This is a genomic window from Pseudomonas sp. 18-147 (assembly GCF_051048045.1).
Classification (GTDB): Bacteria; Pseudomonadota; Gammaproteobacteria; order Pseudomonadales; family Pseudomonadaceae; genus Pseudomonas; species Pseudomonas aeruginosa.
In genome coordinates, this window is the sequence record NZ_CP182296.1 from 247,539 (window position 1) to 267,497 (window position 19,959).

General features: G+C 67.4%; 18 protein-coding genes. 14 read left to right on the top strand and 4 right to left on the bottom strand.

Going from position 1 to position 19,959, the window contains the following annotated elements:
- Nucleotides 1-255: 255 nt before the first annotated feature.
- The 3 genes from ACM0M4_RS01110 (at nt 256) to ACM0M4_RS01120 (ending at nt 3,428) form a co-directional block, all read left to right on the top strand.
- A complete protein-coding gene (locus ACM0M4_RS01110) occupies nt 256-1,317 on the top strand; it encodes an ABC transporter substrate-binding protein (protein ID WP_003112655.1) in 1,062 nt (353 codons plus the stop codon).
- A gap of 417 nt (nt 1,318-1,734) precedes the next feature.
- Nucleotides 1,735-2,550 (top strand): TauD/TfdA family dioxygenase, encoded by an 816-nt coding sequence (locus tag ACM0M4_RS01115; RefSeq protein WP_023083541.1) that lies wholly within the window; start codon nt 1,735-1,737, stop codon nt 2,548-2,550.
- The gene (locus ACM0M4_RS01120; protein WP_023085730.1) at nt 2,547-3,428 is read left to right on the top strand and encodes an AEC family transporter; all 882 of its coding nucleotides are present in this window, start codon (nt 2,547-2,549) and stop codon (nt 3,426-3,428) included. The genes ACM0M4_RS01115 and ACM0M4_RS01120 overlap by 4 nt, the downstream gene beginning before the upstream one ends.
- 37 nt (nt 3,429-3,465) lie before the next feature.
- Here the strand turns inward: ACM0M4_RS01120 and ACM0M4_RS01125 are convergent, their stop codons facing one another.
- Nucleotides 3,466-4,824 (bottom strand): OprD family porin, encoded by a 1,359-nt coding sequence (locus ACM0M4_RS01125; RefSeq protein ID WP_014602351.1) that lies wholly within the window; start codon nt 4,822-4,824, stop codon nt 3,466-3,468.
- A gap of 247 nt (nt 4,825-5,071) precedes the next feature.
- Here ACM0M4_RS01125 and ACM0M4_RS01130 point away from each other — a divergent pair, with 247 nt between their 5' ends.
- Nucleotides 5,072-5,797: an acid phosphatase gene (locus ACM0M4_RS01130; protein WP_003083962.1), complete on the top strand. Its 726-nt coding sequence runs from the start codon at nt 5,072-5,074 to the stop codon at nt 5,795-5,797.
- A gap of 23 nt (nt 5,798-5,820) precedes the next feature.
- Here ACM0M4_RS01130 and ACM0M4_RS01135 read toward each other — a convergent pair whose 3' ends face one another.
- Nucleotides 5,821-6,738 (bottom strand): LysR family transcriptional regulator, encoded by a 918-nt coding sequence (locus ACM0M4_RS01135; protein ID WP_003083964.1) that lies wholly within the window; start codon nt 6,736-6,738, stop codon nt 5,821-5,823.
- A 349-nt stretch (nt 6,739-7,087) separates the two neighbouring features.
- On the opposite strand from ACM0M4_RS01135, the gene ACM0M4_RS01140 reads away from it, so the two are divergent.
- The 9 genes from ACM0M4_RS01140 (at nt 7,088) to ACM0M4_RS01180 (ending at nt 17,261) form a co-directional block, all read left to right on the top strand.
- Nucleotides 7,088-9,460: a TonB-dependent receptor gene (locus ACM0M4_RS01140; RefSeq protein WP_221345475.1), complete on the top strand. Its 2,373-nt coding sequence runs from the start codon at nt 7,088-7,090 to the stop codon at nt 9,458-9,460.
- A gap of 40 nt (nt 9,461-9,500) precedes the next feature.
- The gene (locus ACM0M4_RS01145; protein ID WP_003112660.1) at nt 9,501-10,403 is read left to right on the top strand and encodes a TauD/TfdA dioxygenase family protein; all 903 of its coding nucleotides are present in this window, start codon (nt 9,501-9,503) and stop codon (nt 10,401-10,403) included.
- 67 nt (nt 10,404-10,470) lie between these two features.
- The gene (locus ACM0M4_RS01150; protein ID WP_003112661.1) at nt 10,471-11,370 is read left to right on the top strand and encodes a TauD/TfdA dioxygenase family protein; all 900 of its coding nucleotides are present in this window, start codon (nt 10,471-10,473) and stop codon (nt 11,368-11,370) included.
- Between the two features lie 646 nt (nt 11,371-12,016).
- Nucleotides 12,017-13,135, top strand: coding sequence for a Re/Si-specific NAD(P)(+) transhydrogenase subunit alpha (locus ACM0M4_RS01155; protein WP_003083972.1), 1,119 nt, complete (start codon nt 12,017-12,019; stop codon nt 13,133-13,135).
- Nucleotides 13,136-13,210: 75 nt separating this feature from the next.
- Nucleotides 13,211-13,519: an NAD(P) transhydrogenase subunit alpha gene (locus tag ACM0M4_RS01160; RefSeq protein ID WP_003083974.1), complete on the top strand. Its 309-nt coding sequence runs from the start codon at nt 13,211-13,213 to the stop codon at nt 13,517-13,519.
- Nucleotides 13,519-14,955: an NAD(P)(+) transhydrogenase (Re/Si-specific) subunit beta gene (locus ACM0M4_RS01165; RefSeq protein WP_003083975.1), complete on the top strand. Its 1,437-nt coding sequence runs from the start codon at nt 13,519-13,521 to the stop codon at nt 14,953-14,955. Before ACM0M4_RS01160 ends, ACM0M4_RS01165 begins: the two co-directional genes overlap by 1 nt.
- A 342-nt stretch (nt 14,956-15,297) precedes the next feature.
- A complete protein-coding gene (locus tag ACM0M4_RS01170) occupies nt 15,298-16,110 on the top strand; it encodes an energy transducer TonB (RefSeq protein ID WP_003117234.1) in 813 nt (270 codons plus the stop codon).
- Nucleotides 16,111-16,138: 28 nt separating this feature from the next.
- Nucleotides 16,139-16,858: a MotA/TolQ/ExbB proton channel family protein gene (locus tag ACM0M4_RS01175; protein ID WP_003083979.1), complete on the top strand. Its 720-nt coding sequence runs from the start codon at nt 16,139-16,141 to the stop codon at nt 16,856-16,858.
- 1 nt (nt 16,859) lies between these two features.
- Nucleotides 16,860-17,261: an ExbD/TolR family protein gene (locus tag ACM0M4_RS01180; protein WP_003106175.1), complete on the top strand. Its 402-nt coding sequence runs from the start codon at nt 16,860-16,862 to the stop codon at nt 17,259-17,261.
- Nucleotides 17,262-17,441: 180 nt separating this feature from the next.
- Here the strand turns inward: ACM0M4_RS01180 and ACM0M4_RS01185 are convergent, their stop codons facing one another.
- On the bottom strand, nt 17,442-17,654 hold the full coding sequence (locus ACM0M4_RS01185; RefSeq protein WP_003111981.1) for a DUF3079 domain-containing protein: 213 nt from the start codon (nt 17,652-17,654) through the stop codon (nt 17,442-17,444).
- 215 nt (nt 17,655-17,869) lie between these two features.
- Here ACM0M4_RS01185 and ACM0M4_RS01190 point away from each other — a divergent pair, with 215 nt between their 5' ends.
- On the top strand, nt 17,870-18,451 hold the full coding sequence (locus ACM0M4_RS01190) for an alpha/beta hydrolase (protein WP_003106176.1): 582 nt from the start codon (nt 17,870-17,872) through the stop codon (nt 18,449-18,451).
- 7 nt (nt 18,452-18,458) lie between these two features.
- Here ACM0M4_RS01190 and ACM0M4_RS01195 read toward each other — a convergent pair whose 3' ends face one another.
- On the bottom strand, nt 18,459-19,916 hold the full coding sequence (locus ACM0M4_RS01195) for an amidase (RefSeq protein ID WP_004346843.1): 1,458 nt from the start codon (nt 19,914-19,916) through the stop codon (nt 18,459-18,461).
- Between the last annotated feature and the right edge of the window lie 43 nt (nt 19,917-19,959).

Here is a 19,959-nt window from a genome sequence, read left to right on the forward strand (position 1 = left end):
TCGCCGAATCAATGCATTTTTTCGCTAAGAAGGGCCATTTAAAGAAAGGCACCAGGCAGCGGCAAATGCATTTGGAGAATATTTTCCATGCTCTGGCTGCATATGACGCGGAGAGGCCCGTGCGGCCTGTCATACTGCTTTTGGTTATAAAAAAATGAATTTTTATTATTTATTTTCGAGGCGCCGCTGTGCATAGCTAGCCGCACACCCGCTCCCGGCGGGAATCCCTCTCTTCCCGTTCCAAGGAGCCGCCCCATGAAAGCGCTTACGTCTTCCCTGCTCGGTCTGTTCGCCGCGCCTGTGCTCGCCGGCCTGCTCGGTGCCTACGTGCCGCTGGCGAGCGCCGCTCCGCCGAAGGAAATCCGCATCGCGGTGCCGGACGTCAGCGCCGGCAGTTCGCACTCGGGCGGCGGCGTGGTCGACGTGCTCTACACCCGCCAGTTGCTGGAGAAGGAGTTCGCCAACGACGGCATCGCGGTGAAATGGAGCTTCTTCAAGGGCGCCGGCCCGGTGGTCAACGAAGCGTTCGCCAACGGCCAGGTGGACTTCGCCTACCTCGGCGACCTGGCGGCGATCATCGGCAAGTCCGGAGGCCTGGACAGCCGCCTGCTGGCCGCTACCGCGCGAGGGGTCAACCACTATCTCGGCGTGCAGCCGGGCTCCGGGATCAAGACCCTGGAGGATCTCAAGGGCAAGCGCGTAGGCATCTTCCGTGGCACCGCCAGCCAGTTGTCGTTCGACAATGCCCTGGCCAGCGTCGGTCTCAGCGAGAAGGACCTGAAGGTGATCAACCTCGATTTCAGCGCCGCCCTGTCCGCCCTCGCAGCCAGGCAGATCGATGCCACCTGGGGCCTGGCCGGACTGTTCGCCCTGCGCGACCGCGGGCTCGCGGAAATTCCGCTGAGCACCCGCGACCTGAACGGCGCCGGCACCCTGCAGGCGCTGCTGGTCGGCTCCGGAGCCTTCGTCGATGCCCATCCGGACATCACCGAGCGGCTGCTCAAGGTGCAGTTGCAGGCCCAGGACTGGCTGGCCCGCGAGGAGAACCGCGACGCCTACATCGAACTGGTGTCGAAGCAGGCCAGCTACCCGGTGGTGATCCTGCAGAGCGAGTACCGTGGCCGCAAGCTGGGCGACGCCCTGTCGCCGCGCCTGGACGCCGATTTCCTTGGCCGGCTGGATGCTTCGATCCAGGCGGCCAAGCGTTTCGGCCTGATCCGTCGCGAATTCAGCGCCGAGCAGTGGGCCGCGCCGGAACTGCTGGAGGCGGCCGGCAAGCTGGCGAAGGCCAAGGCCGTGGCGCAGGCGGCGGAGTGACGCCGAGCCGGGGACGGCCGAGGCGGCGCCGTTTCGTAGCAATTTGTAATATGTTTCGAGATTCTTGCACCGACCCAACCAATGACTGGATCGAGCGAAGTATCCAGCCGTTGGTCGGGGATTCTGCGTATATCGCGTCATGAAAGTTTCACGCGGGTAATCCGCAGGTTATTCCGCGATCATTTCGTTCGTTAATCGCCCCATATATTCAGATACAAAATCGGCACTGCCAATTCTTCCAGTTTTCCCTTCCGACAATTCTCCCGACCCTCCCCGGAAACAACTCCAAGTATCTCGCGGCGAACCGCCGCGTCCCGCATCTAGCCTGCCCATCACTACGACAGCGCGGCGCCAGCGCCGGGCCTCGCCCTGCGCGTCGGCGGCATTCCTGATTTTCTTCCGGAGGAGAGCGGTCATATGAATCTCGATAGCAAATTGTTCGACGCGACACTCGATCTCGAACGCGTGAAAGTTTCGGTGAGAACGCTGGTGAAGTTATCCCGCCAGGAACAAGCGGCGATCATCCGGACCCTCAACGAGTTTGGTTTCCTGCTGTTGCGCAGCGAACAGGGCGAAGACAGGCAGGAACTTCTCGCGCTCAAGGAGTTGTTCGGCCGCGCCGCCCCCCACCCGCGCGCCGACGCCGACGGCATCGTGCCGATCAGCAATGCGCGGTATGTCAGCGGCTACCTCGGCTCCACGCCGCTGGAGCACAAGCTGCACACCGACGGCGCTTTCCTCGACACCCCGGAGCAATTGTGCAGCCTGCAATGCGTGCGCAACGCCCGGGAGGGCGGGGAGACCCTGCTGGCCAGCGCCGGACTGGCCTTCGAGCGCCTGCGCCGGCGCATGCCGACCAAGCATCTCGGCCTGCTGCGCGGCGACGCCCTGACCATCGTGCGCAAGCACCAGAGCAGCACCCAGCCGGTGTTCCGCCTGAACGGCGAGGCGCTGGGCATCAAGTTCCGGCAGAACGACGGGGCGGCCGAGGTGGTCGAGCACCCTGTGGCGGTGGAGGCCTTCGCCGAACTGGTGGCGGCGCTCGAGGATCCGGCCTGCCAACTGCGGATCAAGCTCGAACCGGGGGAAATCCTGGTGCTCGACAACACCGCGGTGTTGCACGGGCGCACCGCCTTCTGCGCCAACGAACTGCGCGAGATGCGCCGGCTCAACTTCGACGGCCACGGCCGCCTGCGGGCGGAGCTGGAACTGGGCTTCAAGGTGGGGTTGTGATCGCACAGTTCGTCGCGGTGGTGCTGCCGATCCTGATCTGCACCGGGATCGGTTTCGCCTGGAGCCGTTCCGCCGGGCCGGTGGATACCCGCGCGCTGGTGTTCCTGGTGGCCAACGTCGGCTTTCCCTGCCTGCTGCTGTCGTCGCTGGACCGCCCCGGCCTGTCCATTGGCGTGGTGGCCGGGGTGTTCCTCGCCACCGCGCTGGCGGTGCTGGCGTTCGCCCTGCTGGGCCTGGTCGCCCTGCGCCTGCTGCGGATGCCGGTGCGGCGCTACCTGCCGTCGATCATGCTGCCGAACTCCGGGAACATGGGCATCCCCATCGCCTACCTGGCCTTTGGCGAGGAGGCGCTGGTGTATGCGGTGGCGTTCTCCACCCTGATCCAGGTGGGCCACGCGACGCTCGGCGTCTGGTTCGCTTCGGGCGATATCACCCCGGCGAGCATCCTGCGCAACCCGATGATCTATGCCCTGGCCGTGGCGCTGGGCCTGATCGCCCTGGGCTGGAGCCTGCCGCCGCCGTTGCGCGATGTGACCCGCCTGCTGGGCGGGATTACCGTGCCGCTGATGCTGGTGATGCTCGGCCTGTCGCTGGCCGGTCTGCGCCTGCACGAGACCTGGCGGCCGTTGCTGCTGTCTCTGGTGCGGGTCTGGGGCGGTTTCGCGGTCGGCTATGGGATCGCTGCCGGCCTGGGCATGGAGGCGGTGGCGGCGGGCACCTTCGCCATCCAATGCGGGATGCCGACCGCGGTGCTCACCTACCTGTTGGCCAAGCGTTACGACGGACCGGTGAACGAAGTGGCAGGCATGGTGCTGATCACCACGCTGCTGGTGCTGCTCTCCACGCCTTTGTTCATCCAGTTGCTGCCGCGCGCGTGAAGACGATCCGGGCCGCCCCGCGGGGCGGCCCGGGGCGTCACCAGATCGAGCGGGAGTAATCGACGACCAGCCGGGTTTCGTCGATGTCGCCGTCGAGATAGCTCGCGTTGCCCCGGTGCCAGGCCTGCGAGGCGCGCAGCGCGAGGCCGGCGAGGGGGCCCGCCTTGACCCGATAGGCGAAGCCGAGGTCGCTTTCCCGGTGCCGCCCGTCACGCCCGTAGAGTCCGGCGTAGATGCTCTCGGCGGCACTGCTGGCGCTGGCCCCGGCACGGCCGCGGGCATGCAGCGCATGCAGGCTGAGCCCAGGCAGGCCGAGCGCGCCGAGGTCCAGGTCATAGCGTAATTGCCAGGAACGCTCGCCCGGTCCGTTGAAGTCGGAGTAGCCCACCGAGTTGGCCAGTACCATGGACGCGCTGGAGCGCCCGTCGCCGAAGGCCATGTAGTCGAACGGCTGCTCGCCATGGACACGCTGGTAGGCCAGGGTGATGCGCTGCGGCCCCTGTTCGTAGCCCAGGGCCAGGGAGCTGGCCAGGGTGTCGATGCGGCCGAAGCGGCTCTGGCCGCTGTCGCGGGTGCGGTAGGCGTCGAGGTCGACCCGCAGCGCGCGCTCCCCGCCCAGCGGCTGGCGATGGCTGGCGCCGAAATAGGCTTGCTGCCAGATGTCGTCGAAGCGCGAGGCGTAGAGCGACAGTTGCAGCCGCTCCGTGGCCTGCCATTGACCGCCGAGGAAGCCGACCGCGTCGAGGCGCACCGGATAGGCGCCGAGGCGTCCGTAGACGGTGCTGATGTCGCCGCGGACCTTGGATTCGCCGGGGCCGGAGGCGGCGGTGAAGCGCCCGCCCTCGAGCAGCAGCCCGTCGAACGAGCGGTCCTCCAGCAGCAGGCCGTAGGCCATGCCGGCCAGCGTGCGGTTGCTGCTGGCGGCGAACACCGGCGCGCTGGTGGTGGTCTGGCCGTACTTCAGGCGGGTTTCGCCGTGGCGTAGCCTGAGGGCGCCACCGACCTTGCCGTAGCGATGGTCGGGATGGCCGTCGGCGCCGACCGGCAGGTTGCCGGTGCCGGTGCGGCCGCCGCCGCTGTCCAGTCGCAGGCCGAGCATGGCATGGGCGTCGAGGCCGAAGCCGAGGCTGCCCGGCGTGTAGCCGGAGGCGAACTGGAGGCGCAGGCCCTGGGTGGCTTCCTCGCGGTAGCCGTTGCGCTCGCTCCTGGGCTTGAAGCGGTTGCGCCCGGCGTTGTTCGGGCTGTCGCGGTAGTCGCGGTTGAAGTAGTAGGTGCGAGCGAGGAACTGCAGTTCGCTGTCCTCGACGAAGCCCCCATCCCCGGCCGTCGCGGCCGCCCCTTCGGAAAGCGTGCCGGCGACCAGGCCGGCGAATACAGCGCGTCTGAGATTTTGCATTTATTGTTTTCTCCCACCTGAGTGCCAGGTGGGCGCAGTCTCGGAAGTCGCTCCGCAGGCCGCTTGTGTTTCCCTGCCTCGGCTTTTGCCGGGGCCTGCCATTGGCAGGGGCTGGCATGTGCAACGGCAGGCCGGGTCAAGCATTTCGGAAGTCACCGACGGAGAGTGTGGCGTCGGCCGTCATCCGCAACGGCCGTGGGTGGGAGCCTAGGCTCCCGATGCAACCTCGCCTCAGGGAATACGCTTCATGAACAACAAGACCCTATGCCCTTCGCTCTTGCTCTGCCTTTCGCTGCTTGCACCGCTGTCTTGTCTCGGGGAGACCGCCGCAGCGCCCTATCCGCTGGCCCACCCACCGCGCCTGGCCGACTACCTCCCGCCGCCGCCGGCGGCGGACTCGGCTGCGGCCGTCGCCGATCTCGGCGCGGTGCTGGAGGCGCAACGCCTGCGCACGCCCGAACAGGTACGCCGGGTACGCGCCCACGACCAGTGGGAGGACAACGTCTTCCCCTTCGCCGGCGACCTGCTGGGCGCCTCGTTCGACAAGGAACGCCTGCCGCTGACCCGGAGTTTCTTCAACCGCGCCCAGGAAAACCTGGTCGAGGTGCTGATGCCGGCGAAGAAGCACTTCGCCCGCCCGCGTCCCTACGAAGTGACACCGAAGGTGAAGCCGGTGCTGCCGCCGCCGGAGGGGGAGTCCTATCCCAGCGGCCACACCATGGACAGCTACTTCAAGGCCTCGCTGCTGAGCATGCTGGTGCCGGAGCATCACGATGCGTTCTTCGCCCGCGCCGAGGAGCATGCGCAGAGCCGTGTGCTGGCCGGCGTGCACTTCCCCAGCGACCTGGAAGGCGGGCAGACCGCCGCCGCGGCGCTGGTGGCGAGCCTGCTGGCCGATCCGGCGGTGGCCGCCGACTTCGCCGCGGTGCGCGAGGAGCTGCGCGGCGCGCTGGGGTTGCCGAAACTCCAGTAGAGGAAGGGAAAGCGCGCGGCGGCTCAGGCCGCCGCGTGTTGCGCCTGGTCCAGTTCCACCAGCGTCTCGATCATCGCCTTCGCCGCTGCCGAAAGCCGGTAGCCGCTGCGGCTGATGATGCCGCAGCGGGCGCTGAGGCTATCCAGGTTCTGCGGCAGGTTGCGCCACTGTAGCGGTTGCAGTTCGCCGCGCTGCAGGTAGGGGCGCAGGGTCTCGTCGCTGGCGATGCCGATGGCGTCGGTCTGGCGGACGATACGGATCAGCGCGTGCATGTTCTCGCAGCGGATGTTGGCGGCGAAGTCGATCTTGCCGCTGAGGTTCGCCAGCAGCTTGCGGATGCCCGGGGGAATCAGGGTCGAGGCCAGCGGGTAGTTGAACAGGTCGTTGGTGGACAGGCTGTCCTTGCCCAGCAGCGGATGTTGCGGACGGCAGAAGAACTGGCCGCGGCGCGGGGTCAGCGGGCGCGTCTGGAAGTTCGGGTCGGCCTCGAAGTCGCGGATGTCGGCGACGAAGAATTCGATCTCTTCGCGGAGCAGGGCGCGGCTGAGCTTTTCCCAGTTGTCCACGTCCAGGCTGATCTGCACCCGCGGGTGGCGGTTGATGAAGTCGGCCACCGCGTCCGGCACCAGTTGCTGGGCCGGCGCCGGCCCGCTGCCGAAGCGCAGCTCGCCGGCATCCAGCTTGTTCAACTGGGCGATCTCGTGGATCAGGTTGGCCGACCCCTGCACCAGGCTCAGCGCGTGTTGCAGCACCACCTGGCCTTCCGGCGTCGGGCGCAGGTCCTTGCTGCCACGGTCCACCAACTGACAGCCAAGCTCCTGCTCCAGGCCCTGGATGCTGCGGCTGAAGGCCGGCTGGGTGATGCCCATGGCGTCCGCCGCGCGGACGAAACTGCGGTGTTCGGCGAGGGCGATGAAGTAACGCAGTTGGCGCAGATCCATGATGCTTTACCGGCATTGGAAATATTGGACAAAGGCATTTGCCGTTCGGGATGTGCTGGTTTTAAATGCAAGCTCTTATTCCGTCAACAAAGAACAAATTAGAAAAATATGCGATTTAGTAATAAGCATAGATAGACCCCAGGAGCTGAACATGGTCCACCGTGCCTTTGCCGCCCCACCTCCGCCGTTCCGAATGCCCTTCCGCGTCGCCGGCGGCTGTCGCCCCTGACAGTCGCCCGGGGCTGAGCCGTCCGCCGGCCCCCTTCGAACCTTTCGCCAGATCGCTGCCTTGCGCGGCATGGCCGCCTGCTGCCTGCGTCCGGCTGCGCCGGAACCGAGGACATTCACGATGAAGCACCACTACCGCTTGCCGCTCCGCCGAACGCCGCCCGGCGGCTCCGACTACGCCCTGGCCCTGCTGCTCGCCCTCGGCGGTGCGTTGCCGGCCAGTGCCGCCGATGCTCCCGCGCCCGCCGAGGAAGCGCCGCCGCTGGCCAGCAGCGTCCCGGACAAGGCCGATACGGCCCTGGGCAAGGTCACTGTCACCGCGCGTCGCCGCGAGGAGGATTCGCAGAAGGTACCGACGCCGATCACCGTGCTCGGCGGCGAGACTCTCGAGGCCCAGCGCATCTCCCGGGTGCAGGACCTGCAGCAGGTGCTGCCCAGCGTCAATGTCGCCTACATCCATGCGCGGCAGTCGAGCGTCGCCGTGCGCGGCATCGGCAACAACCCCGCCAGCGACGGCCTGGAAGGCAGCGCCGGGATCTACCTCGACAACGTCTACCTGGGACGTCCGGGAATGGCCGTGTTCGACCTGCTGGACATCGAGCAACTGGAGCTGCTGCGCGGTCCGCAGGGCACCCTGTTCGGCAAGAACACCACCGCCGGGGTGCTGAACATCAGCACCCGCGCGCCGACCTTCACTGCCGAGCGTACCGTCGAGGTCTCCGGCGGGCAGGATGGCTACTTCCAGGGCCGCGGCACGGTTTCCGGGCCGCTCGGCGAAACCCTCGCCGGACGCCTCTCGGCCTATCGCACCCGCGACGACGGCTACATCAAGAACATCCACGACGACAACTATCTCAACGGCGGCGAGCGCCAGGGCGCGCGCGGGCAATTGCTGTTCGAGCCGAACGAGGACTTCAGCCTGCGCTGGATCGCCGACTACAACGAGGAGGATTCGAGCAACGGCAGCATGGTGGTCTACGGCGGCGCCGAGCGTTTCTGGCAGCGCGCCGCGCTGGTCGGCGCTTCGCCGTTGCGCGATCCGCAGCGCAGGAAGGTCAACATCAACGGCCGCCAGCACGTCAGCGTGCACCAGGGCGGCAGCTCGCTGGAGGCCAACTGGAACCTCGCCGGCGGCTACCGCCTGACCTCCATCAGCGCTTACCGCTACTGGCACTTCACCCCGGCCAACGACGAGCAACTGAACGTCTCGGCGATCAACGACACCGGGGTGGAAGTGCACGACCGGCAGTTCTCCCAGGAGATCCGCCTGGCCTCGCCCACCGGCGGTGCCTTCGACTACGTGGTGGGCGCCTACGCGTTCAGGCAGAACCTCGGCAACAAGACCTTCACCTCCTACGGACCGTTGGCCGACCTGTACCTGCTCGGCGCCAATCTCGGCGCGCTGAACGACACCTACTCGAAGGCCAACGGCAAGATCGAGACCGACAGCTTCGCGCTGTTCGCCCAGGGCACCTGGCACCTCACCGAACGCCTGGACTTCACCGCCGGCCTGCGCGGTACCTACGAGGAGAAGAACGCCAAGGTCGAGCGCTTCGCTCCGCTGGGCGGCGCGGCGGTCGGCGGGGTCGGCGCGGCGGTGCGCAACGGCCAGCTCGGCGCCTACGATTCCGACGATCTCAGCCAGTACAACTTCGCCCCTTCGGCGTTGCTCAGCCTCAGCTACCAGTTCAGCGACGACCTGCTCGGCTACGCCAGCCTGTCCCACGGCGAGAAGTCCGGCGGGGTCAACCTGGCGGTGGGCAGCGCACCGAGCGCCGGCGCCGATTCGCTGCTGGTCGGACCGGAGCGCGCCAACGACGCCGAGCTGGGCCTGAAGAGCACGCTCTTCGACCGGCGCCTGCTGCTCAACGCCAACCTGTTCTGGACCGGCATCCACGGCTACCAGGCCACCACCCTGTACCAGGCGCCGGGCTCGACCCAGTTGGTGCAGGTGCTGGCCAACGCCGGCAGCGTGCGCTCGCGTGGTCTGGAGTTCGAGGCCACCGCGCTGCCGTTGCGCGGCCTGACCCTGAACTTCAACGGCTCCTATAACGACGTCACCTACCTGTCGTTCAAGTATGCCCCGTGCCCTGCGGAAGTCAGCACCCGGCCCGGCGCGCCGAGCAGTTGCGACCTCACCGGGCAGCGCGTGGTCGGCGCCTCGAAATGGATCGCCAATCTCAATGGCGAATACCAGTGGCGCCTCGACGACCGCTTCCAACCCTACGTCAGCGCCAGCTACGCCTACCGCTCCGCCGCCGAGGGCACGCTGGACAACTCCGACCTTTCGAAGATCGACGGCTACGCCCTGGTGAACCTCGCCGCCGGTCTGCGCAGCGATCTCGGCGACGGCCAACTGGACACCTCGGTATGGCTGAAGAACGCCTTCGACAAGGACTACTACCTGAGCGCCTTCGCCAGCATCAACGGCTCCTACACCGCATCGGTGGGGCAGCCGCGCACGCTCGGCGTATCGCTGCGCTACGACTTCTGAGCCTTCACCCACGCAGTACCCCACGCATGAGGAACATGACATGAGCAATGCAGCACAAGCCCTCGCCACGCCGGTACGGCTCGACATCCGGCCGGTCGCCGGACGGATCGGCGCGGAGATTCGCGGCGTGACCCTGTCCGGCGAACTGGACGCCGCCACCGTCGAGGCGATCCAGGCCGCCCTGGTACGCCACAAGGTGATCTTCTTCCGGGACCAGAGCCATCTCGACGACCAGACCCAGGAGGCCTTCGCCCACTTGCTCGGCGAACCGGTCGCCCACCCCACCGTGCCGTCCCGCGAAGGCACCCGCTTCCTCCTCGAGCTGGATGGCGCCGAAGGCCGCCGGGCCAATTCCTGGCATACCGACGTGACCTTCGTCGAGGCCTACCCGAAGGCCTCGATCCTGCGCAGCGTGGTGGCCCCGGAGTCCGGCGGCGACACCGTCTGGGCCAACACGGCGAGCGCCTACGCCGACCTGCCGGCGGAGCTGCGCGAGCTGGCCGACCGGCTCTGGGCGGTGCACAGCAACGAGTACGACTACGCCGGGGTCAAGCCCAGCGCCTCGGTGGAGCAGTTGGAGAACTACCGCAAGGTGTTCACCTCGACCGTCTACGAGACCGAGCACCCGGTGGTCCGCGTGCATCCGCAAAGCGGCGAGCGGACGCTGCTCCTCGGCCACTTCGTGAAACGCCTGAAGGGTCTTTCGCAGCATGACTCGGCGCATCTCTTCGCGGTGCTGCAGGGGCACGTCACGCGCCTGGAGAACACCGTGCGCTGGCGCTGGCAGGCCGGCGACGTGGCGATCTGGGACAACCGCGCGACCCAGCACTACGCGATCGACGACTACGGCGACCAGCCGCGCGTGGTGCGCCGGGTGACCCTCGGCGGCGACGTGCCGGTAGGCATCGACGGGCAACGCAGCCGGACGATCCGGAAGGCATGACGGACCCGGCCCTCTCCTCGCCGGGGAGGGCGACCACAGGCAGAACGAACCCGCGAGGACCCCTTACATGAGCCAATCCGCCACCGCCCGGCAACCCGAACCCGAGGTCGCCGAGGCATTCCGCATCACCCCCCTGGAGGCGCCGCTGGGCGCCGAAGTCCGTGGCCTCGACGCGCGCCGGCCGCTGGCGCCGGAGCAGGTCCTGGCGCTCAAGCAGGCGCTGCGCGAGCACCACATCCTGGTGTTCCGCCAGCAGCACCTCGACGATGAGCAGTACTTGCGCTTCGCCACCCTGTTCGGCTCGGTGTTCCAGCCGCCGGCGGACATCCCGGTGCTGTCCTCGGGTGGCGACGGCAAGGTGCCGGACATCGTCAAGGTGGCCAACACCGGCGACGGCGAACTGGGCAACTTCGCCCTGCCGGCACACATCGACCACCAATGGACGCCGGTGCCGTCCTCCGGCTCGTTCCTCTACGCACTGGAGGTGCCGTCCAGTGGCGGCGAGACGCGCTTCACCAACCTGGCGCGCGCCTACGAGAGCCTCGACGAGGCGACCCGGCGCGAGATCGATGGCCTGCGCCTGATCAACTACAACCCCTTCATCCGCCTGCGCGAGGGCGGCTACGGCGGCGGTTTCGCCACCTACCGCACGCCGGACATCGAACCGATCCAGGGCAGCGAGCACCCGCTGGTACGCACCCACCCGGAAAGCGGCCGGCGCGTACTGTTCCTCAGCGCCCACACCGAGGTGGAGATTCCCGGCTACGACCCCGCGCGGGGCCAGGCGCTGATCGGTCGCCTGCGCGAACATCTGGCGCGCCCGGAACTGAGCTACAGCCACGCCTGGTCGGTGGGCGACATCGTCTGGTGGGACAACCAGGCCGTGCTGCATGCGCGCAACGCCTTCCCGGCCAGCGAGCGGCGGCGCCTGAAGCGCATCAGCCTGGCGGGCAGCCGTCCGTTCTGAGCCGGCATCCCCCAGCGTGCGCCGGCTCCTCCGTTGCCGACCGGCGGAGGTCGCTGCGCGCCGCTCTGGCGAGCCCCTTCCGTTCCGGCGAATAGCTAGCAGAACTGCGACATGCTGTCGCAGTTCTGCCATTTCTCCGCGTCTATCCTGCCCATAGGGCAATTCGCCTTTGGTCTAACGAGCTGGCCTGCAGCGCCCATGGAAAGGCGATTCTGACTTTGTAGTCAAAGTTTTGCTTTGCTACTTTGGCCAGGCATCAGGGATTGCTGATACAGCGTATTAAAAACATTAATTACCCCGGCATTCCGCGGCGCTGGCAGGATATTTTCCCGTCGAAGCCGTAGCGGCTTGACCTGATAGCCGGTCATTCACGGCAGGGATGTCATATTCTCGCGCGGGCTTCCCCGGATAGGCTGCACGCCAGTCAGGACGCGCCCGGCGGCGATGGGCGGGAATTGTTGGTCGGTTTATGACTTGTAGTTTCTCTGTCGTATGCCTTCAGAACTTGTTGAAGGCTTTTCGGCTCGATTGCACAATGCCGCGCCAAGGTTCGTTCGCGAATCGCGGTATGTGAGCTAGACCTCCGCAGCCGGTGCGCCATCCGCAGTGCCCCGGACTACTCGACAATCACGCAGGAGATTCGTGAGTGCAGATCGGTGTCCCCCTCGAGACCCATGCCGGTGAGACGCGGGTTTCCGCCACCCCGGAAACCGTCAAGAAGCTGATCGGCCAAGGCCACCAGGTGATCGTCCAGAGCGGCGCCGGCGTCAACGCCAGCCAGCCGGACAGTGCCTATGAAGCCGCCGGCGCGACGATCGGCAGCGCCGCCGAGGCCTTCGGCGCCGACCTGGTGCTGAAGGTGGTCGCGCCCAGCGCCGCCGAGCTGGCCCAGATGAAAAGCGGCGCCGTGCTGGTCGGCATGCTCAACCCCTTCGACAACGAGAACATCGCCCGCATGGCCGAGCGCGGCATCACCGCCTTCGCCCTCGAGGCCGCGCCGCGTACCTCGCGGGCGCAGAGCCTGGACGTGCTCTCCTCGCAGGCCAACATCGCCGGCTACAAGGCGGTGATGCTCGCCGCCAACCACTACCCGCGCTTCATGCCGATGCTGATGACCGCCGCCGGCACCGTGAAGGCCGCCCGCGTGCTGATCCTCGGCGCCGGCGTCGCCGGCCTGCAGGCGATCGCCACGGCCAAGCGCCTGGGCGCGGTAATCGAGGCTTCCGACGTGCGTCCGGCGGTGAAGGAGCAGATCGAGTCGCTCGGCGCCAAGTTCGTCGACGTGCCCTACGAGACCGACGAAGAGCGCGAGTGCGCCGAAGGCGTCGGCGGCTACGCGCGGCCGATGCCGGCCTCGTGGATGGAGCGCCAGGCCAAGGCCGTGCACGAGCGCGCCAAGCAGTCGGACATCGTCATCACCACCGCGCTGATCCCCGGCCGCAAGGCGCCGACGCTGCTGCACGAGGCGACCGTGGCGGAGATGAAGCCGGGCTCGGTGGTCATCGACCTGGCCGCCGCCCAGGGCGGCAACTGCCCGCTGACCGAGGCCGACCAGGTCGTGGTCCGGCACGGCGTGACCATCGTCGGCCACAGCAACCTGGCCGCGTTGGTACCGGCGGACGCCTCGGCGCTATACGCGCGCAACATCCTCGATTTCCTCAAGCTCACCCTGAACGCCGAAGGCTTCAGCGTGAACCTCGAGGACGACATCGTCGCCGCCTGCCTGATGTGCCGCGACGGCCAGGCGGTGCGCAAGAACGGCTGAGCCGCTGCGTCGGGAAGCTTCGATAACGATAAATGCGCACGCCTCGCGCCTGCGCCCTGAAGACCGGTGAAAACGATGGATATCATTTCTGACGGGATCTACAACCTGATCATCTTCGTGCTGGCCGTGTACGTCGGCTACCACGTGGTATGGAACGTCACCCCTGCCTTGCACACCCCGCTGATGGCGGTGACCAACGCGATTTCCGCGATCGTCATCGTCGGCGCCATGCTCGCCGCCGCCCTGACCGTGACCCCGCTGGGCAAGGCCATGGGCACCCTCGCCGTGGCCCTGGCCGCGGTCAATGTGTTCGGTGGCTTCCTGGTCACCCGGCGCATGCTGGAAATGTTCAAGAAGAAAGCGCCGAAGGCGGGGGGCCACTGATGAGCATGAACCTGGTCACCCTCCTGTACCTCATCGCCTCGGTCTGCTTCATCCAGGCCCTGAAAGGCCTGTCGCACCCGACCACCTCGCGCCGCGGCAACCTCTTCGGCATGGTCGGCATGGCCATCGCCGTGGCCACCACCGTCGGCCTGGTGTTCAAGCTGGGCGCGGAGATCGCCACCACCGGCGTCGGCTACATCGTCGTCGGCCTGCTGGTCGGCGGTACCGCCGGCTCGATCATGGCCAAGCGCGTCGAGATGACCAAGATGCCCGAGCTGGTCGCCTTCATGCACAGCATGATCGGCCTGGCCGCGGTGTTCATCGCCATCGCAGCGGTGGTCGAGCCGCAGTCGCTGGGGATCGTCGCGCACCTGGGCGACACCATTCCCACCGGCAACCGCCTGGAGCTGTTCCTCGGCGCGGCCATCGGCGCCATCACCTTCTCCGGTTCGGTGATCGCCTTCGGCAAGCTCTCCGGCAAGTACAAGTTCCGCCTGTTCCAGGGCACCCCGGTGCAGTTCTCCGGGCAGCACCTGCTGAACCTGGTGCTCGGCCTGGCAACCCTCGGCCTGGGCCTGGTGTTCATGTTCACCGGCAACCTCACCGCCTTCGCCGTGATGCTGGCGCTGGCCTTCGTCCTCGGCGTGCTGATCATCATCCCCATCGGCGGCGCCGACATGCCGGTGGTGGTGTCGATGCTCAACTCCTATTCCGGCTGGGCCGCGGCGGGTATCGGCTTCTCGCTGAACAACTCGATGCTGATCATCGCCGGCTCGCTGGTCGGCTCCTCGGGCGCGATCCTCTCCTACATCATGTGCAAGGCGATGAACCGCTCGTTCTTCAACGTCATCCTCGGCGGCTTCGGCGCCGAAGCCGACGCCGGCGGCCCGGCGGGCTCCAAGGAGCAGCGTCCGGTGAAGTCCGGTTCGGCCGACGATGCCTCGTTCCTGCTGACCAACGCCGACAGCGTGATCATCGTCCCCGGCTACGGCCTGGCGGTGGCCCGCGCCCAGCACGCGCTGATGGAACTGGCGGAGAAGCTGACCCATCGCGGGGTCACCGTGAAGTTCGCCATCCACCCGGTCGCCGGGCGCATGCCGGGGCACATGAACGTGCTGCTGGCCGAGGCCGAGGTGCCCTACGAGCAGGTGTTCGAGATGGAGGACATCAACTCCGAGTTCGGCCAGACCGACGTGGTCCTGGTGCTCGGTGCCAACGACGTGGTCAACCCGGCGGCGAAGAACGATCCGAAGTCGCCCATCGCCGGCATGCCGATCCTCGAGGCCTACAAGGCCAAGACCGTGATCGTCAACAAGCGCTCCATGGCCAGCGGCTACGCCGGCCTGGACAACGAGCTGTTCTACCTGGACAAGACCATGATGGTGTTCGGCGACGCCAAGAAAGTCATCGAAGACATGGTCAAGGCGGTGGAGTGATTCCCCGCTGAGTCCACCAGAACCCCGGCCCAGGCCGGGGTTTTTCGTTTTCGCGGGTTGTCCGCGCAGCGTTCTCCGCCGCTTCCAACGGCGAAAACACCAGCCTTTCAGGAATATTTTTCATGCCCGCAAGGCATGGGTTTTTCGTCGGATCGCTGTAGCCCGCCAACCACGCGGCCTGTGGCGACAGGGGCGAAACCCATAGCTCCAGAAGTTATTTCCATAACAAAAATAATTACTTCAGGCGCTAAGCCTCCTTGCCAATCATGCAACTCCCTGCGCCGCTAGGACTCCAGCACGGACCTGAGCGGCCATCGAGTTCGTCAGTGCAAGGAGCTTTTCATGGCAACACCCCAGCCCGTCGATGCCCGCACGCAGCCCTGGCGCGAGACGCCCGGCGGCGACCTGGTGGCGCTCGGTCGGCCGGTTCGCCAGGCGTTGCACCTGGTTCGCCACAACCCGGCACAGGGTCGGGTGCTCAGCCGGCGCGAGACGATCCTGCTGGTCCTGTTCGCCCTGACCCTGCACGGAGCGGTGATCCATTGGCTGAGCCAGCAGAGAACCCCGGCGCTGCCCGAGGTGCCGCCACAGGTGCCGCCGATGACCATCGAGTTCACCGCCCCGGCGCCGCCGGTGGTGGAACCGCCGCCGCCCGAGCCGTTGCCGCCGGTGGTCGAGGAACCGCCACCGCCGGTGGTCGACGAGAACGCGGTGAAGCCGCCGCCGCCGAAGCCGGTGCCAAAGCCGAAACCCAAGCCCAAGCCGCAACCCCGGCCCAAGCCGGCGCCGAAGGCCGTCGAGCCGGCTCCGCCCGCGCCGCCGCAACCCGCCGCGCCACCCGCCCCGCCGGCGCCGGCCGCCGCCCCGGCGCCGCTGACGCCGCCGTCGGCGAACGCCGGCTACCTGCACAACCCGGCGCCGGAATACCCCGCCCTGGCCATGCGCCGCGGCTGGGAGGGCACCGTGCTGTTGCGGGTGCATGTCCTCGCCAGCGGCAGCCCGAGCGAGATCCAGGTGCAGAAGTCGAGCGGACGCGAAGCCCTCGACCAGGCCGCGGTGAAAGCGGTCAAGCGCTGGTCCTTCGTTCCCGCCAAGCGCGGCGACAAGGCCGAGGACGGCTGGGTCAGCGTACCGATCGATTTCAAGTTGAACTGAATCTGCAGCGTCACGAGGAGCATCCGTCATGAGTCTGTTAACCACCCCGCTCGAATCCGTCGAAGGCGCCGTCATCTGGCTGCTGGTCGGCTTTTCCGTGGTCACCTGGGGCCTGGCCCTGGTCAAGGGCGTGCAGTTCGCCCGGCAGAAGCGCCAGGACCGCCAGTTCCAGAAGCAGTTCTGGAGCGCCACCAGCCTCGACTCCGCCGGCGAGCAGGCGCAGGACAAGCAGGGCGCCGGCGCCCGCGTGGCCCAGGCCGGCTTCGCCGCGATCCAGGTGCAGGACAACGGCCAGCCCGACCTGGCCCAGTCGATCAACCACCAGGACCGTCTCGAACGCGCCCTGCGCCAGCAGATCCAGCGCGAGCGGCGTTCCCTGGAGTCGGGCCTGGCGGTGCTCGCCTCGATCGGCTCGACCTCGCCCTTCATCGGTCTGTTCGGCACCGTCTGGGGCATCATGGAGGCGCTCAAGGGGATCAGCGCGGCCGGCTCGGCGAGCCTGGAGACCGTGGCCGGGCCGATCGGCAGCGCGCTGATCGCCACCGGCGTGGGAATCGCCGTCGCGGTGCCGGCGGTGCTGGTCTACAACTACTTCCTGCGGCGCCTGAAGCTGACCGCCGCCGACCTCGACGACTTCGCCCACGACTTCTACAGCCTGGCGCAGAAGAGCGCGTTCCGCGTCATCGTCCATCCCTCCGCCGCGCGCCAGGCCGGCAACCCCTCGCGCAACGTGAAGGAGGCGTCCTGACATGGCCTTCTCGACCCAGGACAGCGACGAAGTCCTTTCCGAAATCAACGTCACCCCGCTGGTCGACGTGATGCTGGTGCTGCTGGTGGTGTTCATCGTCACCGCGCCGCTGCTGACCAACTCGATCCCGATCAACCTGCCGAAGACCGAATCGGTGGCCCCGCCGGAGCAGAAGGATCCCCTGGTGGTGAGCATCGATGGCGCCGGCAAGCTGTTCGTCAACAAGGACGAGATCCAGCCGGAGCTGCTGGAGAGCAACCTGGCCGCGGCCAAGGCGAAGGACGCCGAGGTCCGCGTGCAGTTGCAGGCCGACGAAGGGGTGAACTACGGCCAGGTGGCGAAGGCCATGGCTTCCATCGAGCGCGCCGGGATCACCAGGCTGGCGGTGATCACCGCACGCTGAAGCGAATCCACGCCGTCCGGCGCAGGTCGGGCGGGCAACGGTTTCGACCGCTCCGATCCGGGCAGGGGAGAGCGGTCTTTTTTATTCCGGATGGACGCTCCTCGGGCGTGTCCGCCGAGGCCGGGCTCGCGAATGCGTCGCGCACCCTGTCCGGCGCTCGCACGTCCCACGCCTGGGTGCTCAGGCCTGGCGTGCCGGCGCCTCCTGCTCCTTGGCGTCCTCCGTTCCTTCGACTTCCCATTCACCGGCCCAGTCCTCGCCGAACAGTTCGCTGGGATGCTGGGTGCGGCTGGCGCCGTTGCCGCAGCCCATAGATTCCGCCGAGCAATAGCGGTCGCAACCCCAGCAGATGCGCTCCGGATGGCTGGGATGGAGAGGAAATTTCTTGGCCATGATCCTGTCCCGATACCTGATGCCTGCGCTCAGGTATACCGCCGATGGCTTGCGCCGCCCAGGCGTTGCCGCGGAAAAGTGGCTTCGGCTTGCGCTGGATCAACTCGATTGGCATATATGTATTAATAGAATATTAAAATTGCTTTTTATTCCTTAGAGAAAAAAGGCTGCGCCCTTACACTTCCCTGGTGATGAATTTTTCTGGAGGGTTCTCCATGCACAGCGAACGCGTCCGTTATGTGTTGGTGCCCGGTTGGTACGGCTCGGAAGACGCCCATTGGCAAAGTCACTGGCAGCGCGCGCTGCCCAATGCCTCACGGGTCGAGCAACAGGACTGGATCACCCCGCTGCGCGCCGACTGGATCGCCGAGCTGGACGCCGAGATCCGCCGCCAACCCGGGCCGGTGGTGCTGATCGCGCACAGCCTGGGTTGTGTGACAGTGGCGCTGTGGGCGGCCCAGGCCGAGCGCCGGGTGCGCGACCAGGTACGCGGCGCCCTGCTGGTGGCGCCGGCCGACGTCGAGCGCGAGAGCTGCGCCGAGGCGCTGCGCAACTTCGCGCCGATCAGCCGCGAGCCGTTGCCGTTCCCCAGCGTGCTGGTGGGTTCCGACAACGACCAGGCCTGCAGCCCGCAGCGCGCCATGCACCTGGCCCGCGCCTGGGGCGCGGAGACGGTGATCCTGCCCGAGGCCGGGCACATCAACGTGAAGTCCGGCCACGGCGCCTGGGAGGCCGGCTACCGACACCTGTTCCGCTTGCAGTACCTGATCGACAGCCAGGCTCGCCGCCGCGCCTGAGACCACTTCAGTTCGCCAGCAGCGGCGACGGCTGGCGCTCGAACCAGCGGCTGGCCCGCTCGTAGGCGTGGGCCAGTTGCAGTACCGCGAAGTCGGCCTGGTGCGGACCGATGATTTGCAGGCCCATCGGCAGTCCCTCGGCATTGAAGCCCGCCTGCACATTGGCCACCGGGCAGCCGGACAGGCTGCCGGGAACCACCACTTCCATCCAGCGGTGGTAGGTGTCCATTGCCACGCCTTCGATGCTGCGCGGCCAGGGGGTTTCCTTGGCGAAGGGAAATACCTGCGCGCTGGGCAGCAACAGGTAGTCGTAGCGCTCGAACAGCCGGCCGATGGCGCGATACCAGTCGCTGCGGATGACCGACGCGCGAAAGACCGCGTCGGCGCCCAGGCGCAGCCCGTTCTCCACCTCCCAGAGCGCTTCCGGCTTCAGCAGGGCACGCTTCGCCGGATCGGCATGCACGCCGCCGAGCGAGCCGGCCACCAGCCAGTGGCGCAAGGTGCGCCAGCATTCCCAGAGGCGCTCCGGGGCGAAGCCGAGGTTCGCTTCTTCGATCTCGCAGCCGAGGCTGCGGAAATCGCCTAGCGCGCGCTGGCACAGTTGGAGGATGCCGTCCTGCATAGGCAGGTAGCCATCGAGGTCGCCCAGCCAGCCCAGCCGGATGCCTTCGAAATCGCGCTCCAGCGGAGCGGCGAACCGCGCGCCGGGTTCGGCGATGGATAGCGGCGCGCGGCGATCGGCGCCAGCCTGCACCGAGAGCAGCAGGGCGGTGTCGCGCACGCTGCGGCCCATCGGGCCTTCGTAGCCGAGCTGGTCGAAGAACAGGTCGGCGCTGTCGTCGAACGGTACGCGGCCTTGGGAAGGGCGGAAGCCGATGACGTTGTTGAAGGCCGCCGGGTTGCGCAGCGAGCCCATCATGTCGCTGCCGTCGGCCACCGGTACCAGGTGCAGCGCGAGGGCAGCGGCGGCTCCGCCGCTGCTGCCGCCGGCGCTGAGGCGTTCGTCGTAGGCGCAGGCGGTGGCGCCGAACAGCGGGTTGTAGGTCTGCGAGCCGAGGCCGAACTCGGGGGTATTGGTCTTGCCGATGAGAATCGCGCCGGCGGCCCTGATCCGCTCCACCATGATCCCGTCGCGCTCGGGAATGTAGTCGCGGTACAGCGGCGAGCCGAGGGTGGTGCGGATGCCACGGGTCAGCGACAGGTCCTTGATGGCATGTGGCAGACCGTGCATCCAGCCACGCCATTCGCCACGGGCGAGTTCGCCGTCGCGCGCGTCCGCCTCTTCCAGCAGGCGTTCCGCCGGCAGCAGGCTGACCAGGGCGTTGACCCGTGGGTTGAAGCGCTCGATATGCGCCAGGTAGGCCTGCATCACCTCGCGGCAGGACACCTGGCGCAGGCGGATGCGTTCGGCAAGCTGGTGGGCCTGGAGCAGGACCAGCTCGTTGATCGGAGGGTTGGGCTTCATCGGGGTCGGGCCTTGGCAGTCGAGAAGGGGCGCCCCTGTGCCA

Coding starts and splice junctions, on each gene's coding strand:
- ACM0M4_RS01110 (WP_003112655.1), top strand. CDS start 256: ATGAAAGCGCTTACGTCTTCCCTGCTCGGTCTGTTCGCCGCGCCTGTG.
- ACM0M4_RS01115 (WP_023083541.1), top strand. CDS start 1,735: ATGAATCTCGATAGCAAATTGTTCGACGCGACACTCGATCTCGAACGC.
- ACM0M4_RS01125 (WP_014602351.1), bottom strand. CDS start 4,824: ATGCAAAATCTCAGACGCGCTGTATTCGCCGGCCTGGTCGCCGGCACG.
- ACM0M4_RS01130 (WP_003083962.1), top strand. CDS start 5,072: ATGAACAACAAGACCCTATGCCCTTCGCTCTTGCTCTGCCTTTCGCTG.
- ACM0M4_RS01135 (WP_003083964.1), bottom strand. CDS start 6,738: ATGGATCTGCGCCAACTGCGTTACTTCATCGCCCTCGCCGAACACCGC.
- ACM0M4_RS01140 (WP_221345475.1), top strand. CDS start 7,088: ATGAAGCACCACTACCGCTTGCCGCTCCGCCGAACGCCGCCCGGCGGC.
- ACM0M4_RS01145 (WP_003112660.1), top strand. CDS start 9,501: ATGAGCAATGCAGCACAAGCCCTCGCCACGCCGGTACGGCTCGACATC.
- ACM0M4_RS01150 (WP_003112661.1), top strand. CDS start 10,471: ATGAGCCAATCCGCCACCGCCCGGCAACCCGAACCCGAGGTCGCCGAG.
- ACM0M4_RS01160 (WP_003083974.1), top strand. CDS start 13,211: ATGGATATCATTTCTGACGGGATCTACAACCTGATCATCTTCGTGCTG.
- ACM0M4_RS01165 (WP_003083975.1), top strand. CDS start 13,519: ATGAGCATGAACCTGGTCACCCTCCTGTACCTCATCGCCTCGGTCTGC.
- ACM0M4_RS01170 (WP_003117234.1), top strand. CDS start 15,298: ATGGCAACACCCCAGCCCGTCGATGCCCGCACGCAGCCCTGGCGCGAG.
- ACM0M4_RS01175 (WP_003083979.1), top strand. CDS start 16,139: ATGAGTCTGTTAACCACCCCGCTCGAATCCGTCGAAGGCGCCGTCATC.
- ACM0M4_RS01180 (WP_003106175.1), top strand. CDS start 16,860: ATGGCCTTCTCGACCCAGGACAGCGACGAAGTCCTTTCCGAAATCAAC.
- ACM0M4_RS01185 (WP_003111981.1), bottom strand. CDS start 17,654: ATGGCCAAGAAATTTCCTCTCCATCCCAGCCATCCGGAGCGCATCTGC.
- ACM0M4_RS01190 (WP_003106176.1), top strand. CDS start 17,870: ATGCACAGCGAACGCGTCCGTTATGTGTTGGTGCCCGGTTGGTACGGC.
- ACM0M4_RS01195 (WP_004346843.1), bottom strand. CDS start 19,916: ATGAAGCCCAACCCTCCGATCAACGAGCTGGTCCTGCTCCAGGCCCAC.